The 18,676-nt window shown below is 64.0% G+C and carries 23 protein-coding genes; 6 read left to right on the top strand and 17 right to left on the bottom strand.

Features of this window, described 5'->3' with window-relative positions; all coding sequences use genetic code 11:
- Positions 1 to 38: 38 nt before the first annotated feature.
- The 5 genes from ACSR1C_RS17540 to ACSR1C_RS17520 all read right to left on the bottom strand — a co-directional run bounded on the left by ACSR1C_RS17540 (position 39) and on the right by ACSR1C_RS17520 (position 4,340).
- On the bottom strand, positions 39 to 2,021 hold the full coding sequence (locus ACSR1C_RS17540; RefSeq protein ID WP_183314825.1) for a ParB/RepB/Spo0J family partition protein: 1,983 nt from the start codon (positions 2,019 to 2,021) through the stop codon (positions 39 to 41).
- A 155-nt stretch (positions 2,022 to 2,176) separates the two neighbouring features.
- Entirely contained in the window at positions 2,177 to 2,566 is a 390-nt protein-coding gene (locus ACSR1C_RS17535) for a DUF3768 domain-containing protein (RefSeq protein ID WP_054540534.1), read from the bottom strand.
- Between the two features lie 67 nt (positions 2,567 to 2,633).
- Complete coding sequence (locus ACSR1C_RS17530) at positions 2,634 to 2,864, bottom strand: DUF6330 family protein (RefSeq protein ID WP_054540535.1); 231 nt, start codon at positions 2,862 to 2,864, stop codon at positions 2,634 to 2,636.
- 23 nt (positions 2,865 to 2,887) lie between these two features.
- Positions 2,888 to 3,829, bottom strand: a complete 942-nt coding sequence (locus ACSR1C_RS17525) for an ArdC family protein (protein ID WP_054540536.1) — start codon at positions 3,827 to 3,829, stop codon at positions 2,888 to 2,890.
- Between the two features lie 40 nt (positions 3,830 to 3,869).
- The gene (locus ACSR1C_RS17520) at positions 3,870 to 4,340 is read right to left on the bottom strand and encodes a hypothetical protein (RefSeq protein ID WP_235974552.1); all 471 of its coding nucleotides are present in this window, start codon (positions 4,338 to 4,340) and stop codon (positions 3,870 to 3,872) included.
- Positions 4,341 to 4,692: 352 nt separating this feature from the next.
- Here ACSR1C_RS17520 and ACSR1C_RS17515 point away from each other — a divergent pair, with 352 nt between their 5' ends.
- Entirely contained in the window at positions 4,693 to 4,986 is a 294-nt protein-coding gene (locus tag ACSR1C_RS17515) for a hypothetical protein (protein ID WP_054540740.1), read from the top strand.
- A 28-nt stretch (positions 4,987 to 5,014) separates the two neighbouring features.
- On the opposite strand, the gene ACSR1C_RS17510 is transcribed toward ACSR1C_RS17515, so the two are convergent.
- The 4 genes from ACSR1C_RS17510 to istA all read right to left on the bottom strand — a co-directional run bounded on the left by ACSR1C_RS17510 (position 5,015) and on the right by istA (position 8,143).
- On the bottom strand, positions 5,015 to 5,431 hold the full coding sequence (locus tag ACSR1C_RS17510) for a hypothetical protein (protein ID WP_231582180.1): 417 nt from the start codon (positions 5,429 to 5,431) through the stop codon (positions 5,015 to 5,017).
- Positions 5,424 to 5,693, bottom strand: a complete 270-nt coding sequence (locus tag ACSR1C_RS17505; protein ID WP_054540739.1) for a type II toxin-antitoxin system prevent-host-death family antitoxin — start codon at positions 5,691 to 5,693, stop codon at positions 5,424 to 5,426. Before ACSR1C_RS17505 ends, ACSR1C_RS17510 begins: the two co-directional genes overlap by 8 nt.
- A 201-nt stretch (positions 5,694 to 5,894) precedes the next feature.
- Positions 5,895 to 6,659 (bottom strand): IS21-like element helper ATPase IstB, encoded by a 765-nt coding sequence (gene istB, locus ACSR1C_RS17500; protein ID WP_054539392.1) that lies wholly within the window; start codon positions 6,657 to 6,659, stop codon positions 5,895 to 5,897.
- Positions 6,656 to 8,143 carry an IS21 family transposase gene (istA, locus tag ACSR1C_RS17495; RefSeq protein WP_054539393.1) on the bottom strand — a complete coding sequence of 496 codons (1,488 nt, stop codon included), beginning with the start codon at positions 8,141 to 8,143 and terminating at the stop codon, positions 6,656 to 6,658. Before istA ends, istB begins: the two co-directional genes overlap by 4 nt.
- A 242-nt stretch (positions 8,144 to 8,385) precedes the next feature.
- Between istA and ACSR1C_RS17490 the strand changes: the two genes are divergently transcribed.
- Both ACSR1C_RS17490 and ACSR1C_RS17485 read left to right on the top strand, forming a co-directional pair.
- Positions 8,386 to 8,691 (top strand): transposase, encoded by a 306-nt coding sequence (locus tag ACSR1C_RS17490; protein ID WP_460260489.1) that lies wholly within the window; start codon positions 8,386 to 8,388, stop codon positions 8,689 to 8,691.
- A complete protein-coding gene (locus ACSR1C_RS17485) occupies positions 8,688 to 9,509 on the top strand; it encodes an IS3 family transposase (RefSeq protein ID WP_054540737.1) in 822 nt (273 codons plus the stop codon). Before ACSR1C_RS17490 ends, ACSR1C_RS17485 begins: the two co-directional genes overlap by 4 nt.
- 73 nt (positions 9,510 to 9,582) lie before the next feature.
- Here ACSR1C_RS17485 and ACSR1C_RS17480 read toward each other — a convergent pair whose 3' ends face one another.
- Positions 9,583 to 9,876: a helix-turn-helix domain-containing protein gene (locus ACSR1C_RS17480; RefSeq protein WP_054540736.1), complete on the bottom strand. Its 294-nt coding sequence runs from the start codon at positions 9,874 to 9,876 to the stop codon at positions 9,583 to 9,585.
- Complete coding sequence (locus ACSR1C_RS17475) at positions 9,873 to 10,319, bottom strand: type II toxin-antitoxin system RelE/ParE family toxin (protein WP_235974550.1); 447 nt, start codon at positions 10,317 to 10,319, stop codon at positions 9,873 to 9,875. The genes ACSR1C_RS17480 and ACSR1C_RS17475 overlap by 4 nt, the downstream gene beginning before the upstream one ends.
- A 220-nt stretch (positions 10,320 to 10,539) precedes the next feature.
- Between ACSR1C_RS17475 and ACSR1C_RS17470 the strand changes: the two genes are divergently transcribed.
- Positions 10,540 to 11,124, top strand: coding sequence for an exopolysaccharide biosynthesis protein (locus tag ACSR1C_RS17470; RefSeq protein ID WP_054540734.1), 585 nt, complete (start codon positions 10,540 to 10,542; stop codon positions 11,122 to 11,124).
- A 72-nt stretch (positions 11,125 to 11,196) separates the two neighbouring features.
- Here ACSR1C_RS17470 and ACSR1C_RS17465 read toward each other — a convergent pair whose 3' ends face one another.
- The 5 genes from ACSR1C_RS17465 to ACSR1C_RS17445 all read right to left on the bottom strand — a co-directional run bounded on the left by ACSR1C_RS17465 (position 11,197) and on the right by ACSR1C_RS17445 (position 16,117).
- Entirely contained in the window at positions 11,197 to 12,885 is a 1,689-nt protein-coding gene (locus tag ACSR1C_RS17465; protein ID WP_054540733.1) for an alpha-amylase family glycosyl hydrolase, read from the bottom strand.
- Between the two features lie 452 nt (positions 12,886 to 13,337).
- On the bottom strand, positions 13,338 to 13,676 hold the full coding sequence (locus ACSR1C_RS17460; RefSeq protein WP_054540732.1) for a hypothetical protein: 339 nt from the start codon (positions 13,674 to 13,676) through the stop codon (positions 13,338 to 13,340).
- A 338-nt stretch (positions 13,677 to 14,014) separates the two neighbouring features.
- A complete protein-coding gene (locus ACSR1C_RS17455) occupies positions 14,015 to 15,115 on the bottom strand; it encodes a DUF3618 domain-containing protein (protein WP_054540731.1) in 1,101 nt (366 codons plus the stop codon).
- A complete protein-coding gene (locus ACSR1C_RS17450; protein WP_054540730.1) occupies positions 15,108 to 15,536 on the bottom strand; it encodes a phage holin family protein in 429 nt (142 codons plus the stop codon). The genes ACSR1C_RS17455 and ACSR1C_RS17450 overlap by 8 nt, the downstream gene beginning before the upstream one ends.
- Complete coding sequence (locus tag ACSR1C_RS17445) at positions 15,536 to 16,117, bottom strand: ATP synthase subunit B family protein (RefSeq protein ID WP_054540729.1); 582 nt, start codon at positions 16,115 to 16,117, stop codon at positions 15,536 to 15,538. The genes ACSR1C_RS17450 and ACSR1C_RS17445 overlap by 1 nt, the downstream gene beginning before the upstream one ends.
- A 302-nt stretch (positions 16,118 to 16,419) precedes the next feature.
- Between ACSR1C_RS17445 and ACSR1C_RS17440 the strand changes: the two genes are divergently transcribed.
- Positions 16,420 to 17,373: a YihY/virulence factor BrkB family protein gene (locus tag ACSR1C_RS17440; protein WP_054540728.1), complete on the top strand. Its 954-nt coding sequence runs from the start codon at positions 16,420 to 16,422 to the stop codon at positions 17,371 to 17,373.
- Between the two features lie 171 nt (positions 17,374 to 17,544).
- Positions 17,545 to 18,039: a COG4315 family predicted lipoprotein gene (locus ACSR1C_RS17435; protein WP_054540727.1), complete on the top strand. Its 495-nt coding sequence runs from the start codon at positions 17,545 to 17,547 to the stop codon at positions 18,037 to 18,039.
- 308 nt (positions 18,040 to 18,347) lie between these two features.
- Here the strand turns inward: ACSR1C_RS17435 and ACSR1C_RS17430 are convergent, their stop codons facing one another.
- Positions 18,348 to 18,668, bottom strand: coding sequence for a trehalose-6-phosphate synthase (locus ACSR1C_RS17430; protein ID WP_054540726.1), 321 nt, complete (start codon positions 18,666 to 18,668; stop codon positions 18,348 to 18,350).
- Between the last annotated feature and the right edge of the window lie 8 nt (positions 18,669 to 18,676).

Genomic DNA, 18,676 nt, shown 5'->3' with positions numbered 1-18,676 from the left:
CCCGCGCAGGGAATGCCTCGCGCGGGTCGCGTGATGGCTCAGGCCGCTTGCGCGACCTCGCCGTCAGGTTCCGGGGTTTCCGTGATCGGCGCCGTCTCATCACAGGCGCCACCGGCGGTCTGCATCATCGGCGGGCACCAGGCGGCCACGGCAGCGCGCTGCGCGTCCGTGAGTGTGGCGAAGGGTTCGGCGAAGAGCTTGTCGCAGAAGGCGACGATTTCCTTCTTGCTCGACGAGGCCAGCGTCACCGCCTCCTGGGCCAGACCCAGATCCTCGCCCAGAATCTTCAGGAGCCAGGCCTTCTTGAAACGATTGAACAGCGCCGCGTTCGGCGTCCAGTGGGCGCGGATGTCGGGCATGATCTCGATCTCGAAGTCATGCATTAGGCTGTCGCGCCGAGGATCCCGCGCGAAGCAGGACTGCGTGGTGCTGGCCGTGGCATAGGCGACGAGCTTGGCCTTCTCGCCGGCCTTCAGCGCGCGAAACGCCGCGAACTGATCGGCGGGCGGGCGGGTATCATCGAGCCACGAGAGGTCCAGCACATCATGCGCCGCGGCCACCTGCTCAAGGGAGGTCTCGTCAATCTCGTCCATCTTGGCGTGGTTGCGGTATTCCTTGCGGGCATCGATCTTGATCGCCTGCGTGACACTCATGCCGGTGCCCAGAACGTCGCTCACCAGCTTGAAAAGAGTCAGATCGAGCGTGGCCTCCGGATGCAGCGCCATCGCGGCGCCAAGGGCCATGGCTCGCTCGGTCTTGAGGTCCTCTGCCAGCGAGGCTGGATAAGTGATTTCTCCGGCGTCCGGGGCCTCCTCCCCTGTCGGATTACTCGCGGAGCCGCGCGCGCCCTCCTCTTTGACGGTGTCCTCGGGGCGGACGAGGCCCACATGGAGCGTGATCTGCCCACCCTGCCACGAGGCAATCACACCAGCGCGGACGAGGTCCTCGGCGCTGTAGGCCTCCTGCAGGTCGCGGGCTTCCTCTTCCAAGGCGTCCACGCGCTCGTAAAGGGCGTTGTAGGCACCGTCCTCGAGTCCCTCATTCTCCATCTCGAGCTGCAATTTCTCAAGCTCGGCGGTGATTTCATCCACGCGCTTCCGGGCAGCCTCATCAGGCTCGATCGGGCCGGGATAGACGCGGCCGTAGTCGGCCATGGTCGCGTAATCATAGCGGACCATCGCATCGGCCCAGGCAAAGCCCAGCCTCATACGGGCCTCTTCGGCAGCGGCACCGAGCTTTTCGAGCAAGATGGTCTCGACCAGCGCCGCATCCTCAAGCACGGAATGCTCTTCAAGAAGGTCAGCCGCGACTGCGCCGCCACGCGCCTCGTAGTCTTCGCGCACGAAAGCCCCAATATCATCTTTGACTTGCACCCCGCGGGATTTGAGCGCCTGCCGGACGGTATAGGCCTGCATATAGCCGCCGTCTTTCGTGAGCGCCTCGAAGACCTCGCGCTGCGCTTCCTGGCTCGGGTGCTCGGCGAAGGCCTTCATCGTGTCGAGCGTGATCACCTTGCCCCGGGCCGCGGCGCGGATGTCGGGGTGGATAAGGCCATAGCGCAACCGGCCTTTCACGGCGGCCACCGTGGTGCCGAAGGTCTTCGCGATCGTCTCGGGCGTCTGGCCGTCGACCTCCATCATCCGGGCGAAAGCCTCGAACTCGTCGATGGCATTCATCGGTGCCTGGGTGATGTTCTCGGCGAGCGACAGTGCCGTGGTGACGTCGCAGTCTTCCGGCACAAGGCGGCAGTCCACCTTGGTCTTCGCCGTGAACCCCTTGGCGGCCTTGTCGGCAACCAGCTCCTTCAGCGCGGCATAGCGCCGGCCACCGGCGAGGACAGCGTATTTGCCGTCGAGCTTCTGGACCAGGAGAGGCTGGAGCAGGCCCAGAATAGCGATACTGGCCTTCAGATGGGCGATGTTCTCGGGGTGATAGGTTTCCGGCGCGTTGCTGCGCACATTGGCGGGATGCGGGACGAGATCGCCGATAGCGACGGTAAGGGGAGCAAAGCATGTGGTCATGGGATATCCTTCCAGGAGGGTGAAGTGTGGCCCGCGCGCTCACGCGCGTGACCAATCCCCGGCTTCAGGGATCACCACGACAAAAGGCCCACTTTCCCTTTGAGGGGTCAGCGGGCCTTCATCGTCTCAGATGTCAGGGTGAGGAGTCCCCTGCCCTACCAGTCGCGCGCCAGCATGATGGTCAGCACGCGCATGGTGGTGGCAGGATTGTCCGGGGTCTCAGCCCCATAGCGGAAGTCCGAGTCTGCTTCATAGAGATCGATCTTCCAGAACACGGTCTCTCCCCGGATCTCGACCGCCCCGAAATCATGCCAGCCCTCGGGATCATTCTCAGGCTCGAATGTATCGAACGCACCAGTCGCCTTCACCGCCTCGGCCATGAAGCCATCGCCGGCCTCCATAAGCGAGCGGGTGACATGCATGCGGCCCTGGATGGGTTGCGCGGGCGGCACCCCAAGGCATGCAAGTTTGCGAAACGCGTCGTTCTGCACCGCGATCACGGTCGGATCCGGACGGTCTAGCTGGGGTTGAACATTCATGGACATGGGGATCTCCTTTGAGAGGTTTGAAACACCCTTCTCAAAGCCCGCTTTTTCTTTTCCGCTTGGCGGATCAATCGAGGCCGAAGGCGCCCCACCCGAACAGCCCTTTGGGTCTGTAATTCGGGTTGGGGATGGTTTCGATCCAGCCGCCTTGTTCTTTGATGCTCTCGAGCGCTGCCGAGAGCGGATAAGCGCCCTCGGCAGCGCTCCACCAATAGGCACCGCGCTTGAAGGTGATGATCTTGCGGCGGCCGTCGTTGAAGCAGGCCACCCGCAGCGTTTTGGGTTCCTTACGTGACATGGGTGTCTCCGTTCTCCGTGCGGTCAGGCGGCCTCGGCACTGCGACCTGCCCTGCCCACCTCCGATCTGGCGATCAGATAATCACAGGCGCGCTGCGCGTCCGCGGCGTGCCGGAAGATCGCGCCCTTGTCCGACCGAAGGACCCGCAACCAGTTGTGCAGGTAGGCGGCATTCATCTCGAGCGTATGCGCCGTGAAGCCGAGCGTCTGACCCAGGAACACCGAGGTCAATTCCGCGACGATCTCCTCGCGCGCATAGGACGTGTTGCCAAACTTCGAGAACCCGAAATCACGGTTCAGTCGATGGGGTGCTTTCGTGGCATGGGCCAGCTCGTGCGCCCAGACCCCGTAGAAATTGCGCGGGTCCTGGAACCGCGTGATGGACGGCATGTAGACCTTGTCCACGGGGGACAAATAGTACGCCTCTGTGCCCGTGAAGACGGTCGTGATGTCGATGGTATCGAAAAACGCCTGCATGTGCGGGATGGGCTCTGACGGCGGATGCTCGGGCACGGGCTCCGGGTCAGGGAAGAAGCTGTCGGGCAAGCCCTCGATCTGGCAGGCATTGAACACACGGTAGGATTTCTGGAAGCGAAATATACGGGCTTCCTCGGAGTGATCATCCCCGTCGCTGCGGTCATGCTCATCTGCGCCCGCGTCTTTCCGGCTTTGACCGTAATAAACGACGACAGAGGACTTCTCGCCCTTGCGGACCTTTGCGTCCAACGCATTGGCTTGCGGCAGCGTCATCCAGAAGGGAGAGCTGTGGCCCGCCATCACGGTCCGCATCGTCAGCAGAAAGTTGTTCACTCCCTGGTAGGGTTCGCCGCCCACGCGCAGGGGGCGAGAACTGCCACCTGCGGTCCAGGGCTTGCGCCACGGTAGGACGCCGCGCTCGATGATACGGATGATTTCGTTTGTGATGACCTCGGAGGCATCGAATTTGGTCGTGCGGGATCGGGCCATGGCTGGCCTCCTTTCGAATGTTGGTGTGAAGGAATGATGATTAGATTGACTGACGGGGCCGCGGATCGTTGACGATCCTCGCGCCGAGCCCTTCGACCATGTCGATGTAGGTGGTCAGCGACACGGACTTGCCGAGACCCGAAGAGTCAGGGTCGACCGATCCGTCCCGCGCCACCCGCGGCAGGTTCGCGAAGGCGATGACATCGGTGACGGGTCGGATATCGATGAACGGCGTGCCACGTGCGACCGCAAGAGCGGCCAAGGGAAAGCGTTCGATGGGCGCGAAGGTCGACACGGTGGTCCAACCGAGATGGATGAATGTTCCACCCTCTCCGCAGGTCACATGCGCGTTTGGCAATGACGCCGCCTGCTTCAGATAGCCGAGGTCACGCAGGACAGTCTCGCGCTCGAGCCGTTGTGCCTGCCCCGTCTGGCCGGTTCGGCGTAGTTCCTTGTGTCGCCACCACCAGGCAGCGGTCGCGCGCAACACGCGCAAAACACCTGTTTGCATCGGAATGCCCTTCATCAGAAAAGACAGACCGGAATCCGGCCCGGACCCATCTGAGGGACCCCAAAGGCCCTCATCTGTCAGTCACAAAACCCGAAGGACACTTTCACTCTTTAGGGATCTGATGCCGGGGAGCGTTAAATGCAAAGCTCATGAGAACGTAGGATCCTCCACTTTCCGGCATCAGACACCAATGAGGAACAGGATCAGGCCCGGACGCCCTCTTTCGGGCATCCTCAGGCCTGACCTCCCCCGGCCCTCCTCTCCCTCTCAAACCCCATGATCTGCGCAAGCGGCTTGCTTTTGTTCCTGTTATGTTCTATTTTAAGAACCACGCTAAGAAGGGAGATCCCCGATGGAAAGCACCACTTACGCCCTGCCCGCGACGCCCAAGCAGATCGCCTATGCGCGCGCGCTGGCCCTGCGCAACCAGACGCTTCTGCCGTGGGAGGTTCAGCAAGATCGGCGCTCCTTGAGCGCCTGGATCGACGCACAGGCCAAGCTGAAGCCGGGCCCGCAGGACAGCCGCCCGACATCGAAGCAGGTCGCCTTCGCCGAGCGTCTCGCCCGGATCAAACGCCGCGCCGTCCCGGATGAGTGTTTCCGCGACAAGGGGCTGATGTCAAAATGGATCGATGGGAACAAATGAAGCTGGGTAGCCCCTGCGGTGATTGAGACTACTTCAGCCGATCAACAATCGATGCTCCGCCCGACCTGGCAAGCGCGATCAGGCTGGACTGGATTTTGGATGTGAAGACGGAACTGAACGTGCCGATGGGCGTGCGGTCCTCCCAGACATAGGACCGCTCCAGAATATCGGTGTTGATCTCGTCCAGCATGACCCATTTGCGGACATGGGTCTCCAACCCCACACGCTGCGACTCGATCTGTGGCACCTCGATGCACTTGCGCGAGGGCAAGGGCGGTTGCGTCGTGATCGGCAGGATGAACACCACGGTCTCGCTATCGGACTTGGCGACAGTGACGGCGATACAGACAGGCCGTGTCTTGCGGCCCTCTGTCTCGCCCGCCATCTGCTCGCGTTTCCACAGGAACGGATAGCGGAAAACCTCTCCAGCACTCGGCTTAGTCATCAGCCTGCGTCAAGTCCCGCTCGAGCCCTTCTATCATCAGCGCCTTGAGATCCTCGGGCATCTCGTCAACCATATGAGCTTGTTGAGTGGCCCCCCGCGCGAGCTGCTGATACTGATCCATGCTCATGAGCACGAATTTCGGCTTGCGATGTTTGGTGATCGCAATCGGCGACCGAATGGCCGCGTCGAACAGGTCACTTGTGTGCCGCGTCAGGTCGGCCGCCTTGAACTCGGGAAGCTCATGCATGATCAGGGTCTCCATTTGTCCAGAATATACATACATTCTGGATATTCTGCAAGAGATGGGTTGAGCCCTTTGTCAACGGCGGAGTAAAAACCGGCCACGTGGCGGCGCAAAACCAAGCCAGTGGCGGGATGCCAAGCGCCATGGCGCGTGCGCTCCCCAGATAGCTGGCGCGTGCCATGGCGCATTGGCCCGGAGGGCCAATTCTGCAATGTGTGATCAGGTTGAGGCTTCGGCCTTTCGGGCGCGGCTTTGGCCGAGCCGATAGCTGTCGCCGTTCATCTCGAGGATGTTGACGTGGTGGGTCAGCCTGTCGAGCAGCGCGCCGGTCAGGCGTTCGGTGCCGAAGGTTTCGGTCCATTCGTCGAATGGCAAGTTGCTCGTGATCATCGTGGACCCGCGCTCATAGCGCTGCGAGATCAGCTCGAACAAGAGCTCGGCGCCGGTCTTGGATAGCGGCACGAAGCCCAACTCGTCGATGATCAGCAATTTGACGCCGGCCAGCTGCTTTTGCAGACGGAGCAGGCGGCGTTCGTCGCGGGCCTCCATCAGCTCGTTGACCAGCGCGGCGGCGGTGGTGAAGCTGACCGCCATGCCCTTCTGGCAGGCCGCCAGCCCCAGCCCGAGGGCAACATGGGTCTTGCCGGTGCCACTGGGCCCCAAGGCGATGACATTCTCGCGCCGCTCAATCCAGTTGCAACGGGCGAGTTCCAGCACCTGCATCTTGTTGAGCTTCGGGATCGCCTTGAAGTCGAAGCTGTCCAGGCTCTTGGCCGTCGGGAACTTCGCGGCCTTGATGCGCCGCTCGATCATCCGCCGCTCGCGGTCGATCAATTCCAGCTCGACCAGGCGGGCCAGGAACTGGACATGATCCAGCCCTTCCGCGGCGCATTGTCGGGCGAGCTTCTCGTATTCCCGCAGGAAGGTGGGCAGCTTCAGCGTCTTGAGATGATCCGCGAGCAGGATCTTCGGGATGTCGGTCATGCTGCATCCTCCGACATCAGGGCCATATAGCTGGCCGGGGATGTGGTCTCGACGTTCGCCCGCGGCAGATATGGGTAGACATCGAGATCCAATTTCGGCGGCCGTTTCTCGACGTGACAGAGGACGAGGTGCTTGACGGCATCGAAGCCGACCGCGCCCAATTGCAGGGCCTTCTTAACGGCGGCATGCAGATCGTCGATGTCGAAGGTCTCCAGCAGGCGCAGAACCTGGACATACTCGCGGCGTCCGGCCTTGATCATCCGCGCTTCCATCAGGCGGCGCAGGGTCGCGAACTCGAGCGGCAGGTCCCATTCCGCCAGGGGCGCCGCCTGGTCCAGGGCGTTGATCTTTTGCTCGATGAGCGGAAGGTAATGCACCGGGTCGAAGACCATGTCCTCACGGTCGTAGCAGCGTGGATGTCGTGCGATGACCTCGCCACCGCAGCCGATCACGACCACGTCGACATAGCCCCTGATCCAGACGTCACGGTGGCCGTAGGCGACGGGGACTGAGTAATCGTTGGTTTTGTAGCGCACCAGTGCCTGGGAGCTGACCCGTCCGGTGACCTGATCGCAAGCATCGAATGGCGCTGTCGGCAGATCAGCCATCGCGGCCAAATCCCGCTCGAGGCGTTCCGCGATCGTCTCGGACTGGCCGCGCAGGACATCCGCCTGACGTTTGAGGCACTGTGCCTCCAGGTAATCGTTGAATGCGTCCCAAGTCGCGAACCGCGGGATCGGCACCATGAAGTTGCGGCGGGAATAACCGACCAACCCCTCCGCGTTGCCCTTGTCATTGCCCTTGCCGGGGCGCCCGTAACGATCACGGAACAGGTAATGCGACAGGAACCCGCTGAAGAGCGTGGCCCGCTGACGCGTTCCATCAGGAAGAATCTTCGCAACCAGACAGCGGTCGTTGTCGTAGAGGACCGACGCGGGCACCTTGCCGAAGAACGCGAAAGCGTGAACGTGGCCATCCACCCAAACCTCGGCAGTGGCTGCCGGATAGGCTCGCACGAAGCAGGCATCACTGTGCGGCAGATCCATGACAAAGAAATGCGCCTTCTGCTCAATGCCGCCGATGACGACCACCGCCTCGCCGAAGTCGGCCTGGGCATGACCGGGCGGATGCGCCAGCGGCACGAACATCTCGCGGCCGCGCCGTTCACGCTGCCGCATGTAATCCTTTACGATCGTGTAGCCGCCGGTGAACCCGTGTTCGTCGCGGAGCCGCTCGAACACCCGCTTCGCCGTGTGCCGCTGCTTGCGATGGACCTCCCGATCGCCGTCCAGCCAGCCGTCGATGATCCCGGTGTAAGCATCCAGCTTCGGCCGCCTGATCGGTGCCGACCGCCGATATCCCGGCGGGACCGAGAACGCCATCATCTTGGCTACGCTGTCGCGCGAGATGTTGAAATGCCGCGCCGCTTCGCGCTGGCTCATGCCTTCAGCACAGGCCAGCCGAACTTTCCGATACAAATCCACGGTGAAAATCCTCCCGCCCTCCCTGTCGCCAGAAAGGGTAAAGGTGGACGACTTTTACGCCGCCCGCAGCAGGCTCATCCCGCCGCTACCGTGGCCGACTTTTGCACCGCCGTTCTCAGCCCTTCCATGTGTCATCCGAACCGCCGCACGGTCTCAGTGTAGGTGTACTCATAGGCGGTGTTGTATCGACCCAGTGAAAACCTGCTCATGCTACAAGGGAGAACGTAGCGATGAGTATGACGATGGACGACAGCATCAAGCGTTGGACGGCGAAGCGGAAGACGGCTCTGGTGATCGAGGTCATCCAGGGCAAGACGACCGTGTCGGAGGCAAGTCGATCATTCGACCTCACACCCTCCGAGATCGAGGGCTGGGTTGAAGACGCCAAGCGGGGGATGGAGAACTCGCTGCGCGCCAACCCGCTCGACATCCGCGAGCAGTACGAGAAGCAGCTCAGGGACCTGCAGGAAGCCTATGGCGAGGCCATGCTGGAGCTACGGGCCCGAAAAAAGCTTCAGGCCCTGCTGGATGCGCAGGACGGGAATTGATCCGTCGCATCCAGCAGGGCCTCTTGGCGGAGGGCGTCGCAGTGTCGATCGCCAAGCTCTGCACGTGGTTCGGCATTCCCCGGCGCACGGTCTACTACAAGCCGGTGAAAGCCGCGCCGAAGGTCGATCCCCGCTTCGCTGAACCGATCAAGAAGATGATCGAGGAGGAGCCGTCCTTTGGCTATCGGACCGTGGCCTGGCTCCTGGGCTTCAACAAGAATACGGTGCAGAGGATCTTCCAGATCAAGGGCTGGCAGGTTCGCAAGCGTGCCGTGGGCATGCGGCCTCGCATCCAGGCGGTTCCGTCTGTCGCAGCTGCACCGAACGAGAGGTGGTCGACCGATCTCGCCCGCATCTGGACCGGCAAGGACGGCTGGGCCTCGCTGGCCTTGGTGATCGACTGCCACACCCGCGAGCTGCTGGGCTGGCACCTGTCGAAATCCGGCAAGGCTACGACGGCCAGCGCCGCCCTTGAGCATGCGCTGATCGCGAGGTTCGGCACCCTGGGCCGGGTCGAGGAGGAGTTCCTGCTGAGGTCAGACAATGGCCTGGTCTTCACCAGCCACCACTTCACGGCCATCGTCCGCTGCTACGGACTGAAGCAGGAGTTCATCACCCCTCACTGCCCACAACAGAACGGCATGGTCGAACGCTTCATCCGGACGTTGAAGGAGCAGTGCGTGCATCGACACCGTTTCGAAAGCAGCCAGCATGCGATGCGCGTTATCGGTGACTGGATTGCATTCTACAATAACCGCCGCCCTCATCAGGCGCTTGCCATGCGCACGCCTGCCGAGGCATTCATATTAGCGGCCTAACCTGAGCAGATTCCGCTGGGTCGATACACAAGTTTGCATTCGCATCGACACCACCGCGGCCAGGCACCCCGGTTCACGCGCCGCGCAGCAGATCCTGCACCACGGATGGTTGCCTGGCGATCAATGCCAGCAGAACCTGTGCCGGGCCCGTCGGCTGCCTGCGCCCATGTTCCCAGTTCAGCAGCGTGCCCTTTGCCACGCCAATGCTCTTGGCGAACTCGGCCTGTGACAGACCCGTTTTCTGGCGCACTTCGGCCACGTCGACCTTGGCCACCGACACTTCATGCACCTTGGCACCGGCAAGTTCGCCATTCGCGAAATCCAGCGCCTCTTGCAGGCCCCTGGATACGGATTCGAATGCGCTCATGTTGCGTCTCCATATTTCGCGATGAGCGCCTTGCTCATCTCTACCGCAGCGGTCTGTTCGGTCTTTGACAGGTTGGCCTTTTCGTTCTTGGCAAAGACCGTGATCAGGAAGATCGGCATATGGGGCCCGCCAAAAACATATACCGTCCTGAAACCGCCGCTCTTGCCGCCGCCCTCTCTTGGGATGCGGACCTTGCGCAACCCGCCACCCAGCGACACGCCAGCCTCTGGATTGGCGGCAATAAAGTCGATCGCGGCCTCGCGTTCGTGGTCCGACATGATTGCCCTTGCCCGTCTTTGAAATTCGGGCAGTTCGACGACTGTCTGCAATCGTGCCATTCCTTGTCTCATATAGGTTTCAGCGGTGTATGTGTCAATGACGTATAGCTTGCGTTCGCAAAGGGCAAGGCGGTGTCTGCTGCGCGAACCGGCCGGGGCGCGCAATCGCGGCTGCTGCGGCCCGCACTCCGGATGCGCGGGCGCTGCGAAAACTCGGGAACTTACGCGATGTTCGGGTGTTCGCCTATCTGTAGCTGGTCGCCTGCCTGACCGGTCCGCGATACATCGCGGCATGCCACGGGGAGCCGTTCCCCATGCGGTGACGCAACCAAAGGTCCGTCAGCACCAACATCAGGGCGCCTGTCACAGCCCACGAGTACGCCCCATGACGCACAATACGACACACGCCATCAGCGATGTCCTCGACGCGCTTGAATCCACCGTGCAGGGAGACGAGATCGCTGTCAGCGATGTGGTCGACACGCTTGGTCGGTCGTCTTTCGGATCGCTCATGCTGGTGTTTTCGCTGATCTCCACGTCTCCCGCCAGCGCCATTCCGGGGGTGACCGCCGTGGTGGCGGTTCTGGTGTTCATACTTGTTGCGCAGATGATGGCAGGCCGCGAATCCGTCTGGCTGCCGGCTGTCGTGACCCGTCGTCGGCTTCCCGGCGACAAGCTGTGCAAGGGCATTCGGTGGTTGCGGCGCCCGGTTCGCTTTGTCGAACGGTTTCTCAGGCCGCGGATGACATGGCTTTTCCACCGGCCCTGGCTGTGGCTGCCGATGATCCTTGTCATGGCACTTACGCTCTTCATGCCATTCATGGAGATCGTGCCGACATCGGGGTCCATCGCATCGGCGGTCATCGCGTTGTTCGCCGCAAGCCTGCTGACACGCGACGGGGCGTTGGCGATGCTTTCGCTGGCATTGCTGGCGCTGGTTCCGGCGGCGGCGTTCTACTGGCACGCCTAGCTGCCCGTATCTGCGCCGCGGCGCCGGGGCGATGGCCGCCCCGGACGGTGCTTTTGGTCAGGCTGTACCCGGTCAGGCCAACGCCACCACGGCAAGGCCATCCAGTGTCAGCCGATCTTCGTGCAGGGAAAAGCTGCCGGACGAGAACTGCTCTTGCAGCGAGGACCGCGGCAGCGTCAGCTCGGTCGGCTTCATGTCGAAATTCACCGCGCAGATCAGGCTTTCGCCCGACTTGTCGCGTTCGAAGGCGATGACCTTGGCGGGGGTGTCTTCGAAGATGCGTTCCGAAGCGGTCCGCAGCATCGGGACCGACCGCCGCCAGCGCAGCAGCTTTCGGGTAAAGGCAAGCACCGAATCCGGGTCGGCTTCCTGCACATCGACCGCCGCATCAAGATGCGGGCGGGGCACCTTCAGCCATGGCTCGTCGGAACTTGAGAACCCGCCATTGGGCGCATCGCGCAACCAGGGCAACGGACAGCGCACGCCATCGCGGCCTTCGAAATCGGGCCAGAGCGCCTTGGCCCATGGGTCCTGGATATCCTCGAAGGGGATATGGGGTTGTTGCAGGCCCAGTTCTTCGCCCTGAAACAGAATGGCGCCGCCCATCAGGGTCGCCTGCAGGAAAAGCAGAAGCTTTGCGGCGTCGGCGGAATGGCCCGCCTCGCAGGCCTTTGGCATCAGGTTCGACACTGCGCGCGGCGAATCGTGGTTGGTAAAGACGTTCAGGCTGGATCCCGGCATCAGGTAACGCGACCGCAGGTTCAGCATCGACGTCCAGTCGCGCAAGGTGTCGGCGCGGTTGATCAGATCGAAATCGTAGACCGCGTGCAGCCGGTCGTTGTCGATGGTGTATTTGGGCGCAAGGCGCGAGCTGTCGACATCGGCCAGTTCCCCCACAAGCACCCGCTGGGGCGCGTATTCATTGGCGACGCGGCGCAGTTGATGCAGGATCGGGATGGCTTCGGGCACGTCGCGATCGAACAGGTGGATCTGCTGCTTGAACGGGTTGTTGGGCCCGCCGCCGACCGACGGGTTTTCGGTTGCGCGCGCGGGGGGATTGGATCGCAGATCGCTGTCGTGGCTCAGGCACTGGATGGCGTCCAGCCGGAACCCGTCCAGCCCCATGTCCAGCCAGAACCGCATGTTGTCCAGCACCTCGGCGAGCACCTGCTGGTTGCGCAGGTTCAGCGCGGGTTGGCTGGCCAGGAACGGGCGGTAGCAATATTGCGCCCGCTGCGGCACCCAGCGCCACGCCCGCCCCCCGAACGAGCTGATCCAGTTGTTGGGCGGCCCGCCGTCGGGCGCGGGGTCGGCCCAGACGTACCAGTCGGCCTTGTCATTGTCGCGCGAGGCGGCGCTTTCCTTGAACCAGGGATGTTCGTCGGATGTATGACCGGCGATGAAATCGAACATGATCTTCAGATCGCGTTCATGGGCCGCGTCGATCAGTTCCTGCACATGTTCGACCTTGCCCAGGGGCGGGTGAACGCCGCGAAAATCGCTTACGTCATAGCCGTTGTCTTCTTGCGGCGACGGGTAGAACGGCGTCAGCCACAGCCCGTCGACGCCCAGATCGCGGATGTAGGGCAGTTTCTCGATGACCCCGCGGATATCGCCGTAGCCATTGCCGGAGGTGTCGTTGAACGAATGGGTGTAGACCTCGTAGAACACCGCGCCGCGCCACCATTCGGGCGGCTCGGGCACGGTGCCTCTGTTGGTGATCGCATAGACAAGTTCGGCGTCTCTTTCGGTGACCGACATGCGCTGGCTCCTGTGATCTGCGGGTGTAGGGGGCGCGGTTTGCCGCGCACGAACGGCGCGGCCCGGCGGGTGATGGCAAGATTTACGCGCGCGCGGTCAGCGACGTGCGGGATCTGCCGCGCTGTGTCGTTTCGCGCGCAGCGGGGTTTCCGCTACCGGCACCCCTGCAAGACGCCGCACGCCATTGCGCCGACGCGGGCCGCCCGGTTGGGCAAGACCGGGACAAACGGTGCGCAGCGGGCGTTCGCAAGTGTCAGGTCTGCCGGGCATCGCGCGTCTCCTTTGCCATCGTGACGGGCAGTGACGACCGGGATCGCCAGTCTGTCCCGCCTTGACCCCAGAACAAATTCCGCGCGCGATGGTTCCCGGACCCTGCGCGCGCGGGGTCCGAAGGATCCGGCGATGCAGGTTCAAAACAGTCCGCCGGGTTCCGTTTGCGGTGCGATTGCCATTCACCAGCCAACCCACAGCAAGACAAGGCCCAGACCCAGACCGGCGACCATCACGATTATGGCAAGGCCCCAGGGGTGGGCCGTGCGCTGCAGCTGCGCGGGGGTCTTCTTGGGCTGGCTCGACTCCTGGGCCGCGGTTTCCGCCTTGCGGGCGTTGGCCATCGCGGCGGCGTCCGTCGGGGTGCCGCCGGCTTCGGCGTCGGTGCCCAGAGGCGCGGCTGCCGGGTCGGAAAAGGCGATCTTTTCACCCGTCGCGCCCCGATCAATGTCGTCGCGAAGCCTGGCGGCTTCGGCGCCGCCGCTGCGCGGAGCCGCTTCTGTATCGTTCTCGCCGCTCATTGCACCTACCTCGTTCCTCATGAAGATCCTTGAGCAAACCTTTCTGTGCCGCGATTGTTCCACCTGCGGGCGCTGTCTGACGCATCGGCAAACGCCGATGAAACGGTTTCGCGATACCACAGAGGCCCCCGGCAAATCCCGGCGCGGCAGCGCGCTGCCATAAGGTGATGGTGCTGGCATGGGCACCAGATTCCACGGTTTGACCGTGGCCGATGACGAGCCAGGCCGCCTTTGCCGTCGCGGCGATATCCGGCGACTGGGCGAGCTGCGCCCGCACATGCAAAAGCACCCGCAACAGCGCTGCGGGTGCTTTCCTGCCAATCAGCCCAGTCAGCGCGTCAGCCGCGATGCGGGCCCAGATCTTCGTCAGCGGCCTGTTCGCGGGCGGCGTCGGAAATGCGCTGCACTGCGTCCTCGGCCCGGGTGACGGCGGCATCCGCCGCGGACCCATCGCCAGAGGTTTCGCGATCTGCCGCGTCCTTGAGCCGTCGGCTGGCCGCATCGGCATCCGCGCGCAGCTCGCCACCAATGGTACGCGCCTCGTCCAGCGCGGCGCCGGCGACGCGTTCGGCCTTGGCGCGTTCCTCTTGGAACAGGGCCTCGGCCTCGTCATAAAGACGGTCGCTGTGTTCGCCGAAATGCTCGTCTTCGAACTGGGTGCGCGGCAGGCTGCCGGCGGCGAACGCCCCCGCTGCAAGCGCAAGGGCACCTGCCACAAGCGGGTTTTCCTCGAAGAACTCCACCGCCCGGTCGGCGCCGCTGCGCGCCTTGCGGTTGATATCTCCGCCGGTGCGGCGCAGGCTCTCACCGGCCAGAATGGCGCGTTCACGCGCGGCGATCACCCGTTCGCGCGCCTCGGCGCTCAGACGTTCGGTGCCTTCGGACAGCTGGTCGGCGAATTCCCTGGACCGGTCGCGCACGCGCGCCCTGGCATGGGCTGCGCCGTCCCGGGCGGCCCCGGCGTGGTCAGAGGCGGAATTCGCGCCGTACTTGACGTAGTTTTCTGTCCGGTACCATTTGGCGCGAGCCTTTTGCGCCGCCGAAAGCCCCTGCGACCTGGGGCCGATTTCGCCCACCGGAACCGGGCCGCGCGGCGGCGTAAAGCTGGCGGTGTCAGAGGGGCCATATCGGCTGTCGCCCTGATCGCTGCCCGAGGCGCGGGACGCGGTGTCGGCGATCTTGTCGGCAGACGGGCCCTTGCCGAACATCAGCCAGCCAAGACCGACGGCGGTAACGCCAAGCGCCAGCGGATTGGCGCGGGCGGCATCCATGGTCGAGCGGCCGAAGTCTTCGCCGTGGCGACCGACAGTGTCGGCGATGCTGCGAAAGATGGTGTCAGGGGTAAAGGTCGATTCCAGCGTGCGGATGGTATCCTGCAGCGCGGCGCGATTGCGTTCCAGCTCGCGTTCGATCTCGTCTGGGGTGCGTTTGTCAGTCATTGCTCATTTCCTTTGCGACGGCGTCGCGATCCCGTTCCAGGTTGCGACGGGTCCGGGTCGGGGCGAGCGAGGCAAGTTTCAGGTTGCCCTGCCCCGATTTCACGAGGATCATGGCGATGACAAGCAGCACGCCGCCCACGATCAGCGCCGACCACAGCGGCGACAGCCCGGCTGCGACGATCGCGGTCACCGCGGCCCCCGCCAGCACGTTCAGTGCCACCAGCAAAAGGACGATGCCGCCCACGATCATGCCAACGGCGCCGCCGGCCTTTTTGACGTTCTGGTCAAGCTCGGCGCGGAACAAGTCCATCTCGCCGCGCATCAGCGCGATGACCTGCTGGATCGCCTGGCCAAGCAGGTTGCCGGTGTCGCGGATCTGGGTGCGCGCGCCCTGCGGGGTACGGGTATCGGTGCTGGACATCAGTGCTCTCCCGGCGTGAGGTAGGTGGCGGGGATGACGGCGGGCGCCATGACATCGTCGGGACGGGTTTCCGGCGCGGTGGCCGGGGCCGAGGTGGGGGCCGAGGTTGTGACCTGACCAGACGGTGCGTTATAGGGCGCGTCGGCGCCGGGGCGCGGCGCGCCTGACGCCTTGGCAAAACGTGTGGCGGCAAACCCGGCCAGCGCGGCCCCCCCGAGAAAGCCCAGCGGGTTGCGGCGGGCAAAGGCGCTTACGTCTGCGGCAAGGTCGGCCAGATCGCGATCGCGGATGGCATCCGAGACGCCCGAAAGGCTGCCTGCGACCTGTTCAAAGGCCCGTTCCTGCGGCGAGCCGTGGCGCAGTTCTGCGGCGGCCGAATTCAGCGCCCGGGCAATGCCCGACAGCTCGGATGCCACGCCCGATTTGGCGCGGTCGGCCTGATGGGTGGCTTCTTCGCGGGCGCGGGTGCCGACGCTTTCGGCAGCGTTGCGGGCGTCGTCGCTCAGGCGTTCAGCAGAGCGTTTGAGGTCTTCGCCTGCCTCCTGCCCGACGTCGCGGGTGTTGTGATCAAGGTCTTGCATGTCGCTCTCTGTCTTTTGTGTTCCCCGGGCGTGGCCCGGGAACGCGGTGGCAGTGTTGAACCGGATCGGCAGTGCCTGGCTTTTCAGGGCAAAAAGCCGCCGTGCCGTCGACGCGGGGTCGACGGGGAAACTGCATCTGCATTCTGCTGGCGGGTGGCCCGCGATCCGTTTCGTTGATGTTTCGATAACACGCGGCGTGAACGGCGGTTCCTGCCGGAAGGGATTTTTTCGTGCCGCGCCGCTGCGCGGGAACCACACGGGCGGCGGGGTGTTCCCCCCGCTCAGCTTTGCGGAGAGACACCATGCACGGATCAGACCGACGCGGCCGCGGCGCCATACGCCCCTCTGACATTCCCGCCGCCGGGTGGCGCGACATCTTCTTGCGGGTCTACGCCGAACTGTCGCGCGACCACGTTTCGGTGGTGGCGGCGGGGGTGGCCTTTTTCGGGTTGCTGGCGCTGTTCCCTGCCATCGGGGCGGTAATGTCGGTGGCCGCGCTGGTGACCGACCCCGCGACGATCGAAACACAGCTGGCCGAATTTCTGGCTGTGCTTCCCGAAAACGCCGCCGCGATCATCGAGACGCAGGCGCGGGCGGTGGCCTCTAGCGGGCAGACCGGGCTGGGCCTTGCCGCGCTGCTGGGGGCCGCGCTGTCGATCTATGGCGCGTCCAAGGGCATGCGCACCCTGATCGAGGGCATGAACATCGCCTATGACGAGGATGAAAAGCGCGGGTTCTTCAAGAAACTGGCGGTGTCGCTGGGCCTGACGCTGTTTTTGGTGTTCGGGCTTTTGCTGTCCATCGCCGTGGTTGTCGTGCTGCCTGCGCTGCTGGGCGGGATGGGCCTGCCGGGCGGCATCGTCGCGGTGATCGAATGGGGCCGCTGGCTGCTGCTTGCTGTGCTTTCGGTGGCGGGGCTTGCGGTGCTGTACCGCTTTGGCCCCTCGCGCGAGGACCCCGAATGGCGCTGGGTCACCTGGGGGGCGGTCATCGCGACGGTGCTGTGGGTCGCGGGCTCGCTGGGCTTTTCGCTCTATGTGCGCAGCTTCGGCAGCTACAACGAAACCTATGGCACGCTGGGCGGGGTCATCATCTTGCTGACGTGGCTGTGGCTGTCAGCCTATATCGTGCTGCTGGGCGCCGAGATCAATTCCGAGATGGAACACCAGACCCGCCATGACAGCACCACGGGGCGCGATCTTCCGATGGGCCGCCGCGGGGCGGTCAAGGCGGACGAGGTGGGCGAAAGCCCCTGAGCCTGCCGGCGTCGCCGGCCCGGCAGTGCCTGATTGCAGGGCATCGCGCCGGATGGCCGCAACGAAACAGCCCCCTGAACGGCCCGAAGGGCGCATTGTACCCGCGCAGCAGGAACATATCGGCCCCGTTCAGGTTGGGCCTGTGTCCACAAGCCCAAGCCGGAGGAATCAATGCACAAATTCACTGTCATGAGCCTGTTTGCCGCGATGGCGGCATGCGGCACCGCGCTGGCGGCGCAGGATGCCGGGGCGCCCACACTGACGCTGGCGGCCAGCGAAGAATTCGGGCCCTACGTTCTGGGGCCGGACGGGCGCCCCGTCTACGCGATGCTGACAGAGCTGAAAATCGGAGACGGGCAGGATGCCCTGCAATCGTGCGAAGTCACCTGCCGCGACAATTGGCCGGTGCTGATCGTCGATGGCGACGTGACCGTGGGCGACGGGCTTGACGCGGCAATGGCCGACACGCTCGACTGGCGGGGTCGGAAAGTGGCGCAATATGGCGATCAGCCTCTGTTCCAGTTCTACCGCGACCAGCCCGGCGAGGAACCGCAGGGCCAGGGCGTTTTCAGCTTTGGCGGCTACTGGGCGTTGCTGACCCCAGAGGGCAAGACGTTGCGCACCGATACCATGCCCGAGCAGGACGAAACCGCCGATCCAGACTGATTTTCGACGCTTCCACCGGTCACCGCAGTCCGGGCGACGGGTGACCGGGACATCATGCAAGCATCGTATGGCTGCCCCGCCAACGACCCTCCTGAACAGCACGGCGCACATGACGGGTCCGGCGCGGCAAGCCGCAACAGGGCCGTGACCCCCCTGCCCTGATCATTCCTGCCCTGAAACCCGTCTGGCCTGCAGAGCGCCTTGCCGCGTTGTTTTCGCGGCAAGGCGGTTTCGTCGCCCCAGGCCTGCGCGCAGGATGACGGGGCAACAGCCCTGCCGGGCACTTCCCCCACACCCGGCGCGCGGGGTTACTTGATCGGCTCTTCGATCTGCTGCCGCGTGTCGTAGCCGCCGTTCGAGCGGCGCGCAAAAGGCGAAATGCCCCCGAAAGACGCCCCCAGCGTCGGCACGCAGCTGCGCAGCGAGGCCAGGAACCGGTCAGCCCAAAGCGCGGCATCGGTCTGGCGCACCACCTCCATGCTGGCGGCGTGGCGGGCGCGGCGTTCTTCCAGCGGCATTGTAAAGGCGGCGTGGTAGGCGGCGGCGATCTCGTCGATGTCATAGGGGTTGACCAGCAGCGCCTCGGTCAGGTCTTCGGCCGCCCCGGCAAAGCGCGACAGGATCAGCACGCCGGGGT

The sequence above is a fragment of the Actibacterium sp. D185-2 genome (genome assembly GCF_054954595.1).
The sequence above is the reverse complement of the archived record's forward strand: the minus strand, read 5'-3'. Positions and strand labels throughout refer to the sequence as shown.

Bases quoted from the DNA above. Each gene is read 5' to 3' on its own strand.
- ACSR1C_RS17540 (WP_183314825.1), bottom strand. From the start codon at position 2,021: ATGACCACATGCTTTGCTCCCCTTACCGTCGCTATCGGCGATCTCGTC.
- ACSR1C_RS17535 (WP_054540534.1), bottom strand. From the start codon at position 2,566: ATGTCCATGAATGTTCAACCCCAGCTAGACCGTCCGGATCCGACCGTG.
- ACSR1C_RS17530 (WP_054540535.1), bottom strand. From the start codon at position 2,864: ATGTCACGTAAGGAACCCAAAACGCTGCGGGTGGCCTGCTTCAACGAC.
- ACSR1C_RS17525 (WP_054540536.1), bottom strand. From the start codon at position 3,829: ATGGCCCGATCCCGCACGACCAAATTCGATGCCTCCGAGGTCATCACA.
- ACSR1C_RS17520 (WP_235974552.1), bottom strand. From the start codon at position 4,340: ATGCAAACAGGTGTTTTGCGCGTGTTGCGCGCGACCGCTGCCTGGTGG.
- ACSR1C_RS17515 (WP_054540740.1), top strand. From the start codon at position 4,693: ATGGAAAGCACCACTTACGCCCTGCCCGCGACGCCCAAGCAGATCGCC.
- ACSR1C_RS17510 (WP_231582180.1), bottom strand. From the start codon at position 5,431: ATGACTAAGCCGAGTGCTGGAGAGGTTTTCCGCTATCCGTTCCTGTGG.
- ACSR1C_RS17505 (WP_054540739.1), bottom strand. From the start codon at position 5,693: ATGGAGACCCTGATCATGCATGAGCTTCCCGAGTTCAAGGCGGCCGAC.
- istB (WP_054539392.1), bottom strand. From the start codon at position 6,659: ATGACCGACATCCCGAAGATCCTGCTCGCGGATCATCTCAAGACGCTG.
- ACSR1C_RS17490 (WP_460260489.1), top strand. From the start codon at position 8,386: ATGGACGACAGCATCAAGCGTTGGACGGCGAAGCGGAAGACGGCTCTG.
- ACSR1C_RS17480 (WP_054540736.1), bottom strand. From the start codon at position 9,876: ATGAGCGCATTCGAATCCGTATCCAGGGGCCTGCAAGAGGCGCTGGAT.
- ACSR1C_RS17470 (WP_054540734.1), top strand. From the start codon at position 10,540: ATGACGCACAATACGACACACGCCATCAGCGATGTCCTCGACGCGCTT.
- ACSR1C_RS17465 (WP_054540733.1), bottom strand. From the start codon at position 12,885: ATGTCGGTCACCGAAAGAGACGCCGAACTTGTCTATGCGATCACCAAC.
- ACSR1C_RS17460 (WP_054540732.1), bottom strand. From the start codon at position 13,676: ATGAGCGGCGAGAACGATACAGAAGCGGCTCCGCGCAGCGGCGGCGCC.
- ACSR1C_RS17455 (WP_054540731.1), bottom strand. From the start codon at position 15,115: ATGACTGACAAACGCACCCCAGACGAGATCGAACGCGAGCTGGAACGC.
- ACSR1C_RS17450 (WP_054540730.1), bottom strand. From the start codon at position 15,536: ATGTCCAGCACCGATACCCGTACCCCGCAGGGCGCGCGCACCCAGATC.
- ACSR1C_RS17445 (WP_054540729.1), bottom strand. From the start codon at position 16,117: ATGCAAGACCTTGATCACAACACCCGCGACGTCGGGCAGGAGGCAGGC.
- ACSR1C_RS17440 (WP_054540728.1), top strand. From the start codon at position 16,420: ATGCACGGATCAGACCGACGCGGCCGCGGCGCCATACGCCCCTCTGAC.
- ACSR1C_RS17435 (WP_054540727.1), top strand. From the start codon at position 17,545: ATGCACAAATTCACTGTCATGAGCCTGTTTGCCGCGATGGCGGCATGC.